At 69.8% G+C, this 15056-nt stretch carries 15 protein-coding genes and 1 tRNA gene; 6 read left to right on the top strand and 10 right to left on the bottom strand.

The window, feature by feature from the left end; all coding sequences use genetic code 11:
- Window position 1: 1 nt before the first annotated feature.
- The 6 genes from F563_RS0108170 to F563_RS0108145 are packed head-to-tail and all read right to left on the bottom strand — an operon-like array spanning window position 2 to window position 6459.
- Window positions 2-1204 (bottom strand): pyridoxal phosphate-dependent aminotransferase, encoded by a 1203-nt coding sequence (locus F563_RS0108170; protein WP_019014176.1) that lies wholly within the window; start codon window positions 1202-1204, stop codon window positions 2-4.
- A 26-nt stretch (window positions 1205-1230) separates the two neighbouring features.
- Window positions 1231-2433, bottom strand: coding sequence for a pyridoxal phosphate-dependent aminotransferase (locus F563_RS0108165; protein WP_019014175.1), 1203 nt, complete (start codon window positions 2431-2433; stop codon window positions 1231-1233).
- Window positions 2434-2485: 52 nt separating this feature from the next.
- On the bottom strand, window positions 2486-3295 hold the full coding sequence (locus F563_RS0108160; protein ID WP_019014174.1) for an ABC transporter permease subunit: 810 nt from the start codon (window positions 3293-3295) through the stop codon (window positions 2486-2488).
- Window positions 3292-4185: an ABC transporter permease subunit gene (locus F563_RS0108155; protein ID WP_026299421.1), complete on the bottom strand. Its 894-nt coding sequence runs from the start codon at window positions 4183-4185 to the stop codon at window positions 3292-3294. Before F563_RS0108155 ends, F563_RS0108160 begins: the two co-directional genes overlap by 4 nt.
- Window positions 4182-5333 carry an ABC transporter ATP-binding protein gene (locus F563_RS0108150; RefSeq protein ID WP_019014172.1) on the bottom strand — a complete coding sequence of 384 codons (1152 nt, stop codon included), beginning with the start codon at window positions 5331-5333 and terminating at the stop codon, window positions 4182-4184. The genes F563_RS0108155 and F563_RS0108150 overlap by 4 nt, the downstream gene beginning before the upstream one ends.
- 4 nt (window positions 5334-5337) lie before the next feature.
- Window positions 5338-6459, bottom strand: a complete 1122-nt coding sequence (locus F563_RS0108145; RefSeq protein WP_019014171.1) for a polyamine ABC transporter substrate-binding protein — start codon at window positions 6457-6459, stop codon at window positions 5338-5340.
- 234 nt (window positions 6460-6693) lie between these two features.
- Between F563_RS0108145 and F563_RS24755 the strand changes: the two genes are divergently transcribed.
- Both F563_RS24755 and F563_RS0108135 read left to right on the top strand, forming a co-directional pair.
- Window positions 6694-7119, top strand: a complete 426-nt coding sequence (locus F563_RS24755) for a hypothetical protein (RefSeq protein ID WP_156825112.1) — start codon at window positions 6694-6696, stop codon at window positions 7117-7119.
- 100 nt (window positions 7120-7219) lie between these two features.
- On the top strand, window positions 7220-7456 hold the full coding sequence (locus F563_RS0108135; protein WP_019014169.1) for a hypothetical protein: 237 nt from the start codon (window positions 7220-7222) through the stop codon (window positions 7454-7456).
- Between the two features lie 33 nt (window positions 7457-7489).
- Here the strand turns inward: F563_RS0108135 and F563_RS0108130 are convergent.
- Window positions 7490-7564 (bottom strand) — tRNA-Thr (locus F563_RS0108130).
- A gap of 152 nt (window positions 7565-7716) precedes the next feature.
- Here F563_RS0108130 and F563_RS0108125 point away from each other — a divergent pair.
- The 3 genes from F563_RS0108125 to F563_RS0108115 are packed head-to-tail and all read left to right on the top strand — an operon-like array spanning window position 7717 to window position 12114.
- Window positions 7717-9231: a phage tail fiber repeat family protein gene (locus F563_RS0108125; protein ID WP_019014168.1), complete on the top strand. Its 1515-nt coding sequence runs from the start codon at window positions 7717-7719 to the stop codon at window positions 9229-9231.
- Window positions 9231-11435, top strand: coding sequence for a hypothetical protein (locus F563_RS0108120; RefSeq protein ID WP_019014167.1), 2205 nt, complete (start codon window positions 9231-9233; stop codon window positions 11433-11435). The genes F563_RS0108125 and F563_RS0108120 overlap by 1 nt, the downstream gene beginning before the upstream one ends.
- Before the next feature lie 4 nt (window positions 11436-11439).
- Window positions 11440-12114, top strand: coding sequence for a hypothetical protein (locus tag F563_RS0108115; protein WP_019014166.1), 675 nt, complete (start codon window positions 11440-11442; stop codon window positions 12112-12114).
- A gap of 33 nt (window positions 12115-12147) precedes the next feature.
- Here the strand turns inward: F563_RS0108115 and F563_RS0108110 are convergent, their stop codons facing one another.
- Window positions 12148-12564: a rhodanese-like domain-containing protein gene (locus tag F563_RS0108110; RefSeq protein ID WP_019014165.1), complete on the bottom strand. Its 417-nt coding sequence runs from the start codon at window positions 12562-12564 to the stop codon at window positions 12148-12150.
- A gap of 57 nt (window positions 12565-12621) precedes the next feature.
- On the opposite strand from F563_RS0108110, the gene F563_RS0108105 reads away from it, so the two are divergent.
- On the top strand, window positions 12622-13623 hold the full coding sequence (locus F563_RS0108105; RefSeq protein ID WP_019014164.1) for a cysteine synthase A: 1002 nt from the start codon (window positions 12622-12624) through the stop codon (window positions 13621-13623).
- 16 nt (window positions 13624-13639) lie between these two features.
- Here the strand turns inward: F563_RS0108105 and F563_RS22005 are convergent, their stop codons facing one another.
- Both F563_RS22005 and hemF read right to left on the bottom strand, forming a co-directional pair.
- Entirely contained in the window at window positions 13640-14044 is a 405-nt protein-coding gene (locus F563_RS22005; protein ID WP_019014163.1) for an OsmC family protein, read from the bottom strand.
- Between the two features lie 11 nt (window positions 14045-14055).
- Window positions 14056-14922, bottom strand: coding sequence for an oxygen-dependent coproporphyrinogen oxidase (gene hemF / locus F563_RS0108095; protein ID WP_019014162.1), 867 nt, complete (start codon window positions 14920-14922; stop codon window positions 14056-14058).
- Between the last annotated feature and the right edge of the window lie 134 nt (window positions 14923-15056).

Genomic DNA, 15056 nt, shown 5'->3' with positions numbered 1-15056 from the left:
ATCAGGTCAGGCCGGCGCAGAAGGCCTGGATGCGTGTGCAGGCCTCGCGCAGGCTGTCGGTGTCGGTGGCGTAGGAGATGCGCATGTAGGGGCTCATGCCATAGGCGCCCCCATGCACCGCGGCGACGTGATGCTCCTCCAGCAGGGCGAGCACGAAGTCGTAGTCGGTCTCGATCCGCCTTCCGCCGGCGGAGGTCTTGCCGAGACAGCCCGCGACGTTCGGATAGACGTAGAACGCGCCCTCGGGCTTGTGGCAGACGATGCCGCGCGCCTGGTTCAGCATCTCCACCACCAGGTCGCGCCGCGCGCGGTAGATCGCGGCGCGTTCCGCGACGAGGTCCTGCGGCCCGTCGAGCGCCGCCGCGGCGGCGGCCTGCGCCACCGTGCAGACGCCCGAGGAGAGCTGGCCCTGCACGTTCACCATCGCCTTCACCAGCGCCTTGGGCCCGCCGCAGAAGCCGATGCGCCAGCCGGTCATGGCATAGGCCTTGGAGGCGCCGTTCACCGTCAGCACCTGGCCGCGCGTTTCGGGCGCGACCTGGGCGAGGGTGGAGAACGCGAACCCGTCATAGACCATGTGCTCGTACATGTCGTCCGACAGCACCCACATGTTCGGATACCGCGCGACCACCGCGCCGATCGCACGCAGCTCGTCAGCCGACAGCGCCGCCCCGGAGGGGTTGCTCGGGCTGTTCAGCACCAGCCATTTGGTCCTCGGCGTGATCGCGGCTTCCAGGTCCTCGGGCCGCAGCTTGAAGCCGTTGTTCTGCGGGCAGGCGACGAACACGGGCTTGCCGCCGCAGAGCTTCGCCTGTTCGGCGTAGCTGATCCAGTACGGGGTCGGGATGATGATCTCGTCCCCCTCGTCGATCGTGGCGAGGAAGGCGTTGGCGATGATCTGCTTGCCGCCGTTCGAGACCATGATCTCGTCGAGCGCGTAGTCGAGCCCATTGTCGCGCTTGAACTTCCGCTGCACGGCCTGTTTCAGGGCCGGCGTGCCATCCTGCGGCGGGTAGTGCGTGTCGCCGGCAAGTGCCGCACTGTGCGCCGCCTCGATCGCGTGCGGCGGGGTTTCGAAATCGGGCTCGCCCACGGCGAGGCTGATCACCGTGTGCCCGGCGGCGCGCAGCGCGCGCGCCTTGTTGGTCATCACGACCGAGGCTGCGACCTCGACCTGCTTCAGGCGGTTGGCGAGTGCGGGCATGCAGCGACCCTCGGTCCGGCGATCGGTCAGTGGAGTCCTTCGCAGAAGCGGCGGATGCGCGCGCAGGCTTCGCGAAGGCTCTCGGTGTCGGTGGCGTAGCTGATGCGCATGTGCCCGGGCGAGACGAAGGCCGTGCCGTGCACCGCGGCGACACCCTCCTCCTCGAGCAGCGCGGTGACGAAGTCCTCGTCGGTCTCGATCCGACGGCCGCCGGCGGAGGTCTTGCCGAGGCAGCCGTGCAGACCGGCGAACACGTAGAACGCCCCCTCGGGCGTGCGGCAGACGAGGCCCGGGCACGCGTTCAGCGCTTCGACCACGAGGTCACGCCGGGTCTTGTAGACCTCGACCATCGCCTTGATCGACTCCTGCGGGCCGGTCAGCGCCTCGACCGCGGCCGCCTGCGACACCGAGGAGGTGTTGGAGGTGGACTGGCTCTGCAGCTTGTCCATCGCCTTGATCAGCGCCTTCGGCCCACCGCAGAAGCCGATGCGCCAGCCGGTCATGGCATAGCCCTTGGAGCAGCCGTTCATCGTCAGCGTGCGGTCCTTCAGGCGCGGCTCCACCTGCACCACGGTGGCGGGCTTGAAGCCGTCATAGGCGAGATGCTCGTAGATGTCGTCGGTGAACACCATCACCTGCGGATGGCGCAGCAGCACATCCGTCAACGCCTTCAGTTCCTCGGCCGAATAGGCCGCCCCCGTCGGGTTGCACGGGTTGTTCAGCATGAACCACTTGGTCTTCGGCGTGATCGCGGCCTCGAGATCCTCGGGGCGGAGCTTGAAGCCGTTGTTCTGCGGGCAGGCGACGAAGACCGGCTTGCCGTCGGCCAGGCTGACGATGTCGGGGTAGGAGACCCAGCACGGGGTCGGGATGATCACCTCGTCGCCCGGATCGAGCGTCGCCAGCATGGCGTTGAAGATCACCTGCTTGCCGCCGGTCGAGACCATCACCTCGTCGGGCGCGTACTCGATGCCGTTGTCGCGCCTGAACTTGAGGCAGATCGCCTCGCGCAGCGCCTTGGTGCCGGCGACGTCGGTGTACTTCGTCTCGCCGCGCTCGATCGCCGCGATCGCCGCGCGCTTGATGTTCTCGGGCGTGTCGAAATCGGGCTCGCCCGCTGACAGGCTGATGATGTTGCGACCCTCGGCCGCGAGCGCGCGCGCCTTCTGGGTGATTGCGATGGTCTGCGAAGGCGAGATGCGGTCGAGCCGCTGGGCGGTGAGCGACATGCGGGCGGGCCCCGGAACCCCATTTTGACGAGAGACAAACAACCGAAGGACGCTAGCCGCCGGCCCGGGCGGACGCAACCCGGCCGAGACGCAGAGCCAGCAGCAATCCGGCGCTGACCACGACGATGATCACGGTCGCCAGCGCGAACAGCTCCGGGGTCAGCCCGAGTTTCAGGGCCGAGAACACCACCATCGGCAGGGTCGAGGCGCCGGGGCCGGAGGTGAAGGAGGCGATCACCAGATCGTCGAGCGACAGGGTGAAGGCGAGCAGCCAGCCGGCGGCGAGGGCGGGGGCGATCAGCGGCAAGGTGATGAGCGCGAACACCTGCCAGGGCCGCGCGCCGAGATCGAGCGCCGCCTCCTCCAGGGAGCGGTCGAAGTCGGAGAGGCGCGACTGCACCACCACGGCGACATAGGCCGTGGCGAAGGTGGTGTGCGCGATGGTGACCGTGGTCAGGCCGCGCTCGCCCGGCCAGCCGACGGACTCGGCGAGGGCCACGAACAGCAACAGCAGGCTGAGCCCGGTGATCACCTCCGGCATCACCAGCGGCGCGGCCACCATCGCGCCGAACAGGCCGCGGCCTCGGAAGGCACCGAACCGGGCGAGCGCGAATCCGGCCGCCATGCCGAGCACGGTCGCCCCGGTGGCCGCGACCGCGGCGATGCGGATCGAGAGCACGGCCGCGTTCACCAGCGCGTCGTTGCGCCAGAGTGCGACGTACCAGCGGAACGAGAACCCGGTCCAGATCGTCACCAGCCGGCTGTCGTTGAACGACAGCACGACCAGCAGGGCGATCGGGATGTAGAGGAAGGCATAGCCGACCCCGAGCGCGATCCAGATCCGCCCCAGCCGCCGGCTCATCGTCCTTCCGTCGCGCGGCCCTGGAGGTGCTGGAACCAGGCGATCGGCAGCACGAGCAGCAGCAGCAGCACGACCGCAAGTGCCGAGGCCATCGGCCAGTCGCGGTTGGTGAAGAACTCGGTCCAGAGCACGCGGCCGATCAGCTGCGCATCGGGCCCGCCGAGCAGTTCCGGGATGACGAACTCGCCGACCGCGGGGATGAACACCAGCATCGTGCCGGCGAGGATGCCGGGCAGCGACAGCGGCAGCGTCACCGCGAGGAAGGCGCGCCAGGGCCGCGCGCCGAGATCGGAGGCCGCCTCCAGCAGCACAGGGTCGAGCTTCACCAGATTGGCGTAGAGCGGCAGCACCATGAACGGCAGGTAGCAGTAGACGATGCCGAGATAGAGCGCGGCGTCGGTATAGAGCAGCCGCACCGGCTCCGACACGATCCCGAGCGCAAGCAGGATGTTGTTGATCACGCCGTTGTCGGCGAGCAGGCCGATCCAGGCCATGATGCGCAGCAGGAAGCTGGTCCAGAACGGCAGGATCACGAGCAGCAGAAGCACGTTGCGCCGAGCTTCGGGCGCGCGCGCGATCGCGTAGGCCATCGGATAGCCGAGCAGCAGGCAGATCAGCGCCGAGATGCCGGCGACCCGCACCGAGCGCAGATAGGCGTCGAGATAGAAACTGTCCTCGATCAGGAGGGTGAAGTTCTCGAGGTTCAGCACCAGCGCGAGCGCGCCCTGATCGGTCCAGCGCGCGACCGGCGCGTAGGGCGGAATGCCGAGGGCGGCCTCGCTCACCGCGATCTTGGCGACGATCAGGAAGGGGGCGAGGAAGAAGAGGCCGAGCCAGAGGAACGGCAGCGCCAGCACCAGCGCGCGGCTGGAGGGGGCGCGCCATCTCATTCCGGCAGCACCACGGTCGCGAGCGGCGGCCACTCCACCACGACGCGGTCGCCCCAGGTGATCGGCAGTTCGGTGATGCGCGCCTGGTTGGGCTGGCTCACGCGGACCGTGCCGCCCTCGGGCAGATCGACCACGAACATGAAGAAATCGCCGTAATAGGCGATGTCGCGCACCGCGCCGACGAGGCGGTTCGTGCCCGCCCGCTCGTCATCCGCGGCTCTGCGCACGCGCATCTTCTCGGGGCGGACGGCGATGAAGACGCGCGCGCCCACGGGCTTGGGCGGATCGGTGTCGGACTGGAACTGCGCGTCGAGGGCGGTCGCCTCGACCAGGGCGCCGGCGGCACCCGCCTCGCGCACGATGCCCTCGAACACGTTGGCGGTGCCGAGGAACTCGGCCACCAGTCGCGTCTGCGGATACTCGTAGACCTCGGCCGGTGTGCCGACCTGGGCGAGATAGCCGTGGTGCATCACGGCGATCCGGGTGGCCATCGTCATCGCCTCCTCCTGGTCGTGCGTGACCATGACGAAGGTGATGCCGGTCTTCTCCTGGATGTTGACGAGCTCGAACTGGGTCTGCTCGCGCAGGTTCTTGTCGAGCGCGCCGAGCGGCTCGTCGAGCAGCAGCAGCTTGGGGCGTTTCACGAGGCTGCGCGCGAGTGCGACGCGCTGGCGCTGTCCGCCCGAGAGCTCGTGCGGGCGGCGCTTCTCCATGCCGCCGAGCCGCACGAGCTCCAGCATCGCGCCGACACGCTCGGCGATCTCGGCCTTCGCCATCCCCTCCATGCGCAGCCCGAACGCGACATTCTGCGCCACCGTCATATGCGGAAACAGCGCATAGGACTGGAACATCATGTTCACCGGCCGCGCATAGGGCGGCACGTCCGCCACATCCTGGCCGTCGAGCAGGATGCGCCCGGCATCGGGCCGCTCGAAGCCGGCGAGCATGCGCAGAAGCGTGGTCTTGCCCGAGCCCGAGCCGCCGAGCAGGGCGAACAGCTCGCCGCGATAGATGTCGAGGCTGACGTCGTCGACCGCGACGGTGGCGCCGAACCTCTTCGTGACCCCGAGGATGCGGACATAGGGCGCCGCCTCCGGGTCGCGCCAGGGTTCGGGCGCGCCCGGAGGGGCGAGGTTCGCCTGCTGCACCGTCTCAGCGGCCGGCCTTGAACCTCGCCCACATGCGGCTGCGCGCGCGCTCCGCCGCCTGCGGCACGGCGCGCACGGTGAAGAACCGCGCGAAGTCCTCCTCCGCCGGATAGACGTTGCGGTCGGCGAGGATGTCGGGATCGATCCCGGGCTTCGAGGCGGGTACCGCGTTGGGGTAGTGCACCTCATTGGTGATCGCCGCCATCACCTCCGGCTGGAGCAGGAAGTTGATCAGGCGGTGCGCATTGTCGCGGTTGGGCGCGTCGCGCGGGATCGCGAGCACGTCGAACCAGAGCTGCGCGCCTTCCTTCGGCGCGACGTATCTCACCTCCACGCCCTGGCCCGCCTCCTTGGCGCGATCGGCGGCCTGGATCGCGTCGCCCGAATAGGCGAAGGCGAGACACGCCTGGCCGGTCGCGAGCAGCTCGATCGCGCCGCCGGTGGAGAAGGTGCGGATATGCGGGCGGATCGCCATCAGCGTCTGCTCGACGCGGCGCAGATCGGCCTCGGCCGTGCTGTTCGGATCGATCCCGAGATAGCGCAGCACCGTCGGCAGCACGTCGATCTGGCTGTCCATCATGACGATGCCGCAGCGCGCGATCCGGCTCGCGTGCTCGGGCTTGAACAGCAGGTCCCAGGAGTCGAGCGGCGCGTCGGGGGCGACCTCGCGGATGCGGGCCGCGTTGATGCCGAGCCCGATCGTGCCCCACAGATAGATCACGCCGTGGCGGTTGCCCTGGTCGGAGGCGTCGAGCCGCTGCATCAGCGTGGCGTCGAGATTGCCCCAGTTCGGGATCTTCGCACGATCGAGCGGCTGCAGCGCGCCGGCGGCGATGAGCCGTGAGAAGGACGGCTCATTGGTCGGCACCACGATGTCGTAACCCGACCGCCCGGCGAGCAGCTTCGCCTCGAGCGTCTCGAGGCTGTCGAACACGTCGTAGCGGACGGCGATGCCGGTCTCGCGGGTGAACCGCTCCAGCACCTCGGGATCGATGTAGTCGTTCCAGTTGTAGACGTTGACCGTCTGGCTCTGGGCGGCGGCCGGCGCGGCGGGCATGCAAGCGACGGCGAACGCGGCGATCGCGCCGAGGAGAAGGCGGCGCAGCGCGGGGGCGTGCATGGTCATCGTCCCGGTGGTCTCCCTCGTCGGTGGACGCCCGCGCAGGTCCGCGCGCGGACACTCGCGGCGGACCGTATCACGACAGCGGGGCGGGTCGAGCGGGCCGTGGCCGAGTTCCGCGCGCGTGGCTCGCGGGCGCATGAATATTTTCCTTGACTACAGTCCCAATGATTGGCAGCCTCCATCGCGTCACGGGAGTCGTGCGCCTGCGGGGCGGAAGGCCTCGCTGGTGGCGCCGACGTGTCGCCCCCTGTCCTCACCATTGCCGCCGCCCCGGTGCGTCGCCGCACCGGGTGCGCCGCCCTGCGCGAAGGGACCGATCCCGCCATGGCGTTCGTGCCGAACAATCTCGCGGTCCTGTCCTACGCCGCCGGCTTCACGCTCTGGACCTATGCCACCGTCGAGGACAGCGTCGGCGCGGTGCTCGGGGCGGGCTATTTCGACGACGCACGCACCTATGTCCGCGCCGACGACCTGATCCTCCTGAACGCTGCCGACGGCGCCCGGATCCTGCGTGTGGTCGCGCATGACGGCGCCCGCGTCAGTGTCGCCTCGATCGCCGGCGATGTGCCGATCGCGCCGCCGGAGGTTCCGGGCGAGGCGATCCTCGACGAGGCGGGCAACCCGATCCTCGACGAGGCCGGCGCACCGATCCTTCAGGGCTAGGCCTGCGCCTTGCCCGATCACCGGCCGTGCCCAAGGCGCCGGCCATCCAAGCCGGCACGTGCTGCCGCGCGTCTCCAGCCCCGCCCCAAGGAGCCTCCTGATGCCCTTCGAGATCCAGAGCCTGTCGGTGCTCGCCTACGCCAACGGCTTCACGCTGTGGCACTACCGCACGGACAACGACACGCGCAGCCAGATGCTCTCGACCGGCTACTTCAACCCGGCCGCGCACCTGGTCCGGCGCGGCGACATGGTGCTGGCGCGCTCGAGCGATGCGTTCTCGATCCTGCACGTGACGGCGCATTCCGGCTCGACCGTGAACGTCGCCGCGCTGGTCTGACGCATCACCGGGCCGGCCCGGTCCGAGGGCGGCTGGTGCTGCCGGTGAGGATTGAACTCACGACCTCTCCCTTACCAAGGGAGTGCTCTACCACTGAGCTACGGCAGCCCGCGGGCCCGATCGGCCCGTCCGCGTCGGTCCACTACAGCAAAGCCCTGCCCGCCGTCGAGATCCCCCGTGCGTGACGGCGCAGGCGATCTCGTCCCTTCCGCGCCGCCCCCTCAGCGCCGGCGGTGCCTTCACTCCGCAAGGAGCAGCCGATGTCCGGTCCCCTGAAGATCTCCCAGTATCCCCCGGCCGCCACTGCCAACAACACCGACGAGCTGGTCGCCAATCAGGGCGGCACGACGGTCAAGCTCACGGTCGGCCAGGTGCGCGCGACGCTCGCGCCGGCCGTGCATACGCACGGCGAAGCCGACATCATCGGCACGATCGCGCCGAGCCGGCTGGCGCAGGCGGGTGCGAGCGCCGGCCAGGTGCTGAAGTGGAACGGCACGGCCTGGGCGCCGTCGGCGGATGCTGTCGGCGCGGGCGGCTCGACCGAGTGGTCGGCGCTCACCGGCATGCCGGCGGCGATCGACGCGATCGACACCCTGACCCCGGCGGCCGACCGCGTCGCCTACTACACGGGGGCGAACACGGCCGCCCTGGCGATCGTCACGGGCTTCGCGCGCACGCTGCTCGACGACGACGATGCCACCGCCGCGCGCGGCACGCTGGGGGCCGCGGCTGCCGTGCACGGGCACGCGATCGGCGACGTGACGAACCTCCAGGCGGCGCTCGACGGCAAGGCGGCGGCCGCACATGCGCACGCGATCGCCGACATCACCAGCCTGCAAAGCGCGCTCGACGCCAAGGCGAACGCCAGCCACACGCACACGATCGCCAACGTCACCAACCTTCAGGCGGCGCTCGACGCCAAGGCAAACGCGACCCACACCCACACCGAAGCCGACATCTCCGGCACCATCGCGCCGAGCAAGCTGGCGCAGGCGGGTGCCTCCTCGGGTCAGGTGCTGAAGTGGAACGGCACGGCCTGGGCCCCGGCGGCCGACAATGTCGGCACGGGCGGCGCTGCGGCGGGCTATGCCTCGCAGCGCACGATCACGGCGAGCGGCAACATCACCGACGCCGACCGCAACGGCGTGATCTACATCAACGGCGCCGGGATCACCGCCACCTTCGTCCGCACGGGCTTCTCGGCGCGCGACCGGGTGCTGCTGATCAACATCGGCAGCGATGCGGCCACGATCAGCGCGGGGACAGACGGCTTCAACACCGCCGGCAACAACAGCTTCATCCTGTTCCCCGGCGAGGAGCGTGAGGTCGTCTACGAGGGCTCGGCCAGCCCGTACTGGCGCGTCGCCGTGCCGAGCACGATCCAGCTCGCCGCCAACCAGGTCGCGACGCTGAACAGTGCCGGCACCGGGTTCGAGGCGCGCACCGAGAAGGTGGTGGGCTCCGTCTTCCTGCCGATCACCGGCAATGTCTCGGGCGGCGCGGCGGAGGGCCAGATCGGCATGTGGGGCAACAAGCCCACGACGCTCACCGCCGTGCGCGCGCGCACGCTCGGCGGCACGTGCTCGATCCAGATCAGGAAGAACGGCTCGCCGATCAACGGGTTCTCCGGGGCGGTCTCGCAGACGACATCGGTGACCAACACGGCGAGCACCGAGGCGCTCGCCCAGGACAATCTGCTGGACGTCGTGGTAACGAACGCGACCGGCCTGACCGGCCTCTTCATCACCTTCCTCGGCGTAAGGACGGCGGATTGATGCTGCTCATCCAGACCTACGGGACGCGACTGAAAGCCCCGGGTGCCCGCGTCTACGGCGCGTTGCCGCTGTTCCGGCCCACCGGTGGCGGTGGCGGCGGGGGTGTGCTGATCGAGACGGTCATCCTCGACAATTTCTCGGGCGCGTCGCGCACCGATCCGAACATCTCCTTCGCGCGCGACTTCCTGGAGGGAGAGGTGCCGGCGGGAAGCCGCGTCGAGCTGCGCTACGGCGGCGAGGCGATCGCGCTCCAGCAGGCGGATGGGCTCTCCTATCACGGGGACGGCTCGCTCCGGCGCGCGGTGTTCTCCTGCAAGCCGAGCGCGACCATCGCCGACAACGGCACGATCGCGATCTCGCTCCATGCAGTCCAGGGCGGCGGCTCCGGCTCCTCGCCGATCTCCCGCAGCACGCTCACGGCGCAGGACTACCGCATGCGCCTGCGCATCGACGGCATCGACTGCTGGTGCGTGCTCAACAACCTCGACGCGGCGGGAACGTTCCGCGAGCGGCGCGCCGGGCCTGTCGTGCGGGCTTGGCACCACTGGGGCGTGTTCCGTCAGGGCACGGGCGCGAGCGACACCGACCAGGGCCAGTGGCAGGGGCACTTCTACAGCTACGTCTGGGCCGACGGGACGATCACCATCTTCCCCTATGCGATCAACGGCCGCGTGGCGAACTCGCAGTCCTACACTGTGCAGGAGTTCGAGTTCCTGAACGGCTCTTCCTCGATCATTTCCCACACGACCAGCTTCACGGCCTATGGCTGGTCCGCCTACTTCCTCTGCACCGCCGACGGCCTGCCGCACTGGTCCGCCAACGCCACGCATGTGCATCCGCGCGCGTCCTGGCGCTGGTTCCACGACCACAGGCTGATCTGGAACACCTACGACAGCGCGACGGTGCGGGCCAGCGTGCCCGTGCCGGCGCCGTTGTCCTACAGCCCCGCCACGCCGTCCGGAGCCTTCGGTGACGCCGACATCAACCAGAGCGGCGCGAGCGCCTGGATCGGCGACATCCCGGACTGGGACGCGCACGCGCTGCTGGCGACCAGCGGTACCGAGAAGTCGGCCGCCGACCGCGCCACGCTGCTGCGCAACTCGCGCGTCAACGCGCTGGCGATGGGGGTGAAGTTCCCGGCCTGGCTGGTGCGGCACGAGAGCGGCCACCCGCCCGTGATCGTCAACCAGGACTACACGTCGCGCGGCCTCACCCCGGCGCAGCCGGCCATCGGCTGGGCATCGAACCCGACCCTCACCCGCTCAGGTGGCACGTTTCCCGGTTCCGCGACCGATGCATCGCACCAGCCGCAGTATCCGACCTACCAGGCCATGGTGACGGGCTGGGAGTGGTGGCTCGACTTCATGGTGATCCTCGGCGTCGGCTGCATCGGCCGGGAGGACCCGAGCAACGCGGTGGACTACTCGCGCCGGCCCCTGGTGAACGGGGCGTCGCGCGATTGCGGCACGCTCCAGATCACCGCGCACCGGCAGAACGCCTGGAAGCACAAGATCGTGTGCGACGCGGAATGGATCATGCCCGACGCGCATCCCTGCAAGCCGTACATGAACCAGCTTCTCGTCAACGGGTTCGCGATCGCCGAGCAGTTCCTCACGCCGCCCGAGTATGCGCCGGATCGCGTCGCGCTCGGCGTCTGGCGCACTTCCTACGGGGGCGTCTCCAACATCGGCTTCGCGCCCTGGCAGGCGCACGGCTATTTCGTGCCGACCATCTGCATGTCGGTGCATCGCGGCCGGATCACGACCGCGCACAAGCTGGTAACCGAGCACATCAGCAAGCAGCTCTTCGGCGTCATCAATGCCTGCCCGTATCGCGGGGCGGGCCTCTACACGTGCGCTTGGCGCGAGGGACCGCAGCCGACGACGGCGTCCCCGATCGCGCAGAACTGGGACACCGTCTACTGCTCTCACAGCAGCGACCAGATCTCCGGGCTGACCATCAAGCTCATTTCCGACGCGGGCGGGTCGGGTGGCGCGTGCCCGACGAGCGGACTGGCGCGGCCCATCGACGGCGGGCACAGCTATCCCAATCTGGCGCGGCGGGCCTGCGAGACGGGCGCCATGGTCGGTATCCCTGCGGCGGGCGTGGCGCTCGCTTACCTGCGGGCCGAGGAAGCGGCAGCCGGCATCACCGACGCCTCGCGCGCCATCAAGCCCCAGTGGGGCACCAGGACACCGGAGTAGAGCCATGGCCGTCATCGCATCCGACACCTTTGCGGGCCTCGGCGACGGCGTCAGCATCGCTGGCCGCACGCTCGACAACGGCGACGGCGGATCGGGCACCCGCACCTGGGCCGACATCAACAGCTCCAACATGGTCGGTAACGGGGCCGGGCAGATCAGGGGCACCAACAACTACCGCAACAACCGCGTGCAGGTCACCGGGCTCGGCACGCACCGGTTGCGCACGCGCTTCACGTTCAACGGCAGCTACTCCAACATCTGCCTGACCACGCTCTGCACGAACGGGACGGACAACGGCACGACCAGCGCCATCTATGCGGTCCTGGGGTCGAGCGGCACCTCCTTGCAGGTGCGCGAGGGGGTGAACCAGAACTGGTCCGCCGGGACCAATCGCGCCACGAAGACGATCACTGCGCCTGCGACCAGCGGCTACTACTGGCTGGAACTCACGATCGAGGGGCTGCTCGTAACGGCGCGGGTGCGGAACGACGATCTCAGCCTGTACGATGAGGTGAGCCACACCTTCGGCGCGTTGCCGTCCGGGCAGTTCTGCGGCCTGGGCTTCGCGCTGAGCGGCAACGCGGCGTTGTTCGACAATTTCGTGGTGGACGACATGGCCGCCGGTGGCGGCGATCCTCCCCCGTCAACGCCGCCGCGCGCCAGGGCGATGTGGGTCTGACGTCGGTCGCGGCCATCGCCTTTTGCCCCGCCCTCACCGCTGCCGCCAGGGCAGGCTGGCTGCGATCCAGCCCGACACCGTGCGCCGGTGCCCCTCGCCGTCCAGCGGGCCCTCGAAGCCGTCGCGGATGTTGAACACGTGGGCGAATCCGGCCGCGCGCGCCATCCGCGCCGCCGCGAGACTCCGCGCCCCCGACCGGCAGAGGAAGTAGAGCCGGTGTTCGGGCGTCAGCCCGGCCTCGCGCAGTGCCTCGACGAAGCCCGGGTTCACCGCCATCGACGGGAAGAGCTGCCAGGCGATCGGCACCACGGGCTTGCCGGTCGCCGAGAGGTCGGGCATGCCGACATAGGTCCATTCGGCATCCGTCCGGACATCGACCAGCATGGCGCGCGGATCCTCGTTCAGGGCCTGCCAGGTTTCGGTGGGCGAGACCTCGGGCACGTCGCTCATATGGTCGGTTCCTCTGCGGATGTCGGACCCGGACAGGGTAGCGGCAGGAGCGACCTCATGGCGATGGTGGACGGGCTGACCGGTGCGATCGGCAACACGCCGCTGATCCGGCTGAGGCGCGCCTCCGCGGCCACGGGCTGCGAGATCCTCGGCAAGGCCGAGTTCATGAACCCCGGCGGATCGGTCAAGGACCGCGCCGCCCTCGCGATCATCACGGACGCCGAGGCGAGGGGGCTGCTGCGCCCCGGCGGCACGATCGTCGAGGGCACGGCCGGCAACACCGGCATCGGGCTGACGCTGGTCGGCAATGCGCGCGGGTATCGTTCCGTCATCGTCATGCCGGAGACGCAGAGCCGCGAGAAGATCGAGTTCCTGCGCATGATCGGCGCCGATCTCCGCCTCGTTCCCGCCGCGCCCTACAGGGACCCCGGCAACTACGTGCATGTCTCGCGCCGGCTCGCCGAGGAACTTGCCGCGCAGGAACCGAACGGCGCGATCTGGGCGAACCAGTTCGACAATCTCGCCAACCGCGAGGGCCATCGCCGCACCACCGGCGAGGAGATCTGGGCCGAGACCGGGGGGGGCGTCGATGCCTTCACCTGCGCCTGCGGCACCGGCGGCACGCTCGCGGGTGTGGCCTTCGCGCTGAAGGCGCGGAAGCCCTCGGTGCGCATCGTGCTCGCCGACCCCCTGGGCAGCGCGCTCTATGCCTGGAAGACGCGCGGCGTGCTGGAGCTGGAGGGCAGCTCGATCACCGAGGGCATCGGCCAGAGCCGGGTGCCCGGCAATCTCGAGGGCGCCCCGATCGACGATGCGATCCGGATCACCGACGAGGAGATGCTGGAGCAGGTGTTCGATCTCACCATCCACGAGGGGCTGAGCGTCGGGGGCTCGGCGGGGCTGAACGTCGCGGCCGCGATCCGCGTCGCGCGCGCGCTCGGCCCCGGCCACACGGTGGTGACGATTCTCTGCGACGGGGGAGCGCGCTACCAGTCGAAGCTGTTCAACCCCGAGTTCCTGCGCGGCAAGGGCCTGCCCACGCCGCCGTGGATGGGGTGATCGGCCGGCGGCCCGCCTACGCCGCCGGTGCCGTCACGATCTCCGCGCCCTGCGCGAGAACCTGGTGCACCGGGCATCTCTCGGCGATCGCCAGCAGCCGCTCGCGCTGCGCCGCATCGAGCGGCCCCTCCAGCGCGATCGCGATCGAGAACCGCCCCCGCTCCGCCGGCTTCTCGTAGGTGACGGTCACGGCGATCCGCTCCAGCGTCCAGCCCTTCCGCCCGGCGTACATCCGCACCGTGATCGCCGTGCAGGCGCCGAGCGCGCCGCAGAGCAGCTCGAACGGCTCAGGCCCCGAATCCTTCCCCCCCGTCTCGCCCGGCTCGTCCACCGCCCAGGCATGACCGCGCGCGACCGCCGTCATGCCGTAGGGGGCCACACCCGAATCGCTCACCGTCACTGTGCGCACGCGCGCCGCCATCACGCTCCCTCCTACGGCCACCGCACCTCGGGCGGCAGGCTCATCAGGATCGCCTCGACGTTCCCGCCGGTCTTCAGCCCGAACAGCGTGCCGCGGTCGTAGAGCAGGTTGAACTCGACATAGCGGCCGCGCCGGACCAGCTGCCGGTCGCGCTCCTCCGCCGTCCAGGGCTCGTGCATCCGCCGGCGCACGATCGCCGGATAGGCGTCGAGGAAGGCGAGCCCGACATCGCGCGTGAAGGCGAAATCCGCTGCCCAGTCCCCCGACTCGAGGGTGTCGTAGAAGATCCCGCCCACCCCGCGCGGCTCGCCCCGGTGCGGCAGGAAGAAGTAGCGGTCGCACCACTCCTTGAAGCGCGGGTAGTAGTCGGGGTTGTACCGGTCGCACGCCGCCTTGAAGGCGGCGTGGAAGGTCTCGCGGTCCTCCGCCGTCTCCGGGGTCTCCAGCAGCATCGGCGTCAGGTCGCCGCCGCCGCCGAACCACGTCCGGGTGGTCGCGATCATGCGCGTGTTCATGTGCGCGGCCGGCACGCGCGGGCTTCGCATGTGTGCCACCAGCGAGATCCCCGAGGCCCAGAAGCGCGGGTCCTCGGCCGCACCGGGGATCTGCTTGGCGAACTCCGGGCTGAATTCGCCGAACACGGTCGAGACGTTCACGCCGACCTTCTCGAACACCCGCCCCTTCATCACGCTCATCACGCCGCCGCCGCCGCCTGGCCGGTCCCAGGCGGTGCGTACGAAGCGGCCCGGCGGCAGGTCGGCATGCGGGCCGGAGGCGAGCGCGTCCTCGATCGCCTCGAACGCGGCGCAGAGCCGGTCGCGCAGGTCTTCGAACCAGGTCCGGGCGGCCTCCTGCCGCGCATCCGCAAGCGGGGTCATGCGGCAACGATCACGGGCCGGCCCGGCAGCGTCAACCGTGACGGCCCCCGGGGCTTGCGCAACCCGCGAGTGCCCATACCTCGGAACGTGACAAGGGGCCGTTGCCGCGCCGCCACCCCCTGCCTATAAGGGCG

This window comes from Elioraea tepidiphila DSM 17972, assembly GCF_000378465.1.
Taxonomy (GTDB): Bacteria; Pseudomonadota; Alphaproteobacteria; order Acetobacterales; family Acetobacteraceae; genus Elioraea; species Elioraea tepidiphila.
Note: the sequence above shows the minus strand (reverse complement) of the source record. Positions and strands in the feature narration are given on the sequence as shown.

What these genes read in the sequence shown, in the direction of transcription:
- F563_RS0108170 (WP_019014176.1), bottom strand. Translation starts at nt 1,204, where the DNA reads ATGCCCGCACTCGCCAACCGCCTGAAGCAGGTCGAGGTCGCAGCCTCG.
- F563_RS0108155 (WP_026299421.1), bottom strand. Translation starts at nt 4,185, where the DNA reads ATGAGATGGCGCGCCCCCTCCAGCCGCGCGCTGGTGCTGGCGCTGCCG.
- F563_RS0108135 (WP_019014169.1), top strand. Translation starts at nt 7,220, where the DNA reads ATGCCCTTCGAGATCCAGAGCCTGTCGGTGCTCGCCTACGCCAACGGC.
- F563_RS0108105 (WP_019014164.1), top strand. Translation starts at nt 12,622, where the DNA reads ATGGCGATGGTGGACGGGCTGACCGGTGCGATCGGCAACACGCCGCTG.
- F563_RS0108160 (WP_019014174.1), bottom strand. Translation starts at nt 3,295, where the DNA reads ATGAGCCGGCGGCTGGGGCGGATCTGGATCGCGCTCGGGGTCGGCTAT.
- F563_RS0108110 (WP_019014165.1), bottom strand. Translation starts at nt 12,564, where the DNA reads ATGAGCGACGTGCCCGAGGTCTCGCCCACCGAAACCTGGCAGGCCCTG.
- F563_RS0108145 (WP_019014171.1), bottom strand. Translation starts at nt 6,459, where the DNA reads ATGACCATGCACGCCCCCGCGCTGCGCCGCCTTCTCCTCGGCGCGATC.
- F563_RS0108125 (WP_019014168.1), top strand. Translation starts at nt 7,717, where the DNA reads ATGTCCGGTCCCCTGAAGATCTCCCAGTATCCCCCGGCCGCCACTGCC.
- F563_RS0108120 (WP_019014167.1), top strand. Translation starts at nt 9,231, where the DNA reads ATGCTGCTCATCCAGACCTACGGGACGCGACTGAAAGCCCCGGGTGCC.
- F563_RS0108165 (WP_019014175.1), bottom strand. Translation starts at nt 2,433, where the DNA reads ATGTCGCTCACCGCCCAGCGGCTCGACCGCATCTCGCCTTCGCAGACC.
- hemF (WP_019014162.1), bottom strand. Translation starts at nt 14,922, where the DNA reads ATGACCCCGCTTGCGGATGCGCGGCAGGAGGCCGCCCGGACCTGGTTC.
- F563_RS22005 (WP_019014163.1), bottom strand. Translation starts at nt 14,044, where the DNA reads ATGGCGGCGCGCGTGCGCACAGTGACGGTGAGCGATTCGGGTGTGGCC.
- F563_RS0108115 (WP_019014166.1), top strand. Translation starts at nt 11,440, where the DNA reads ATGGCCGTCATCGCATCCGACACCTTTGCGGGCCTCGGCGACGGCGTC.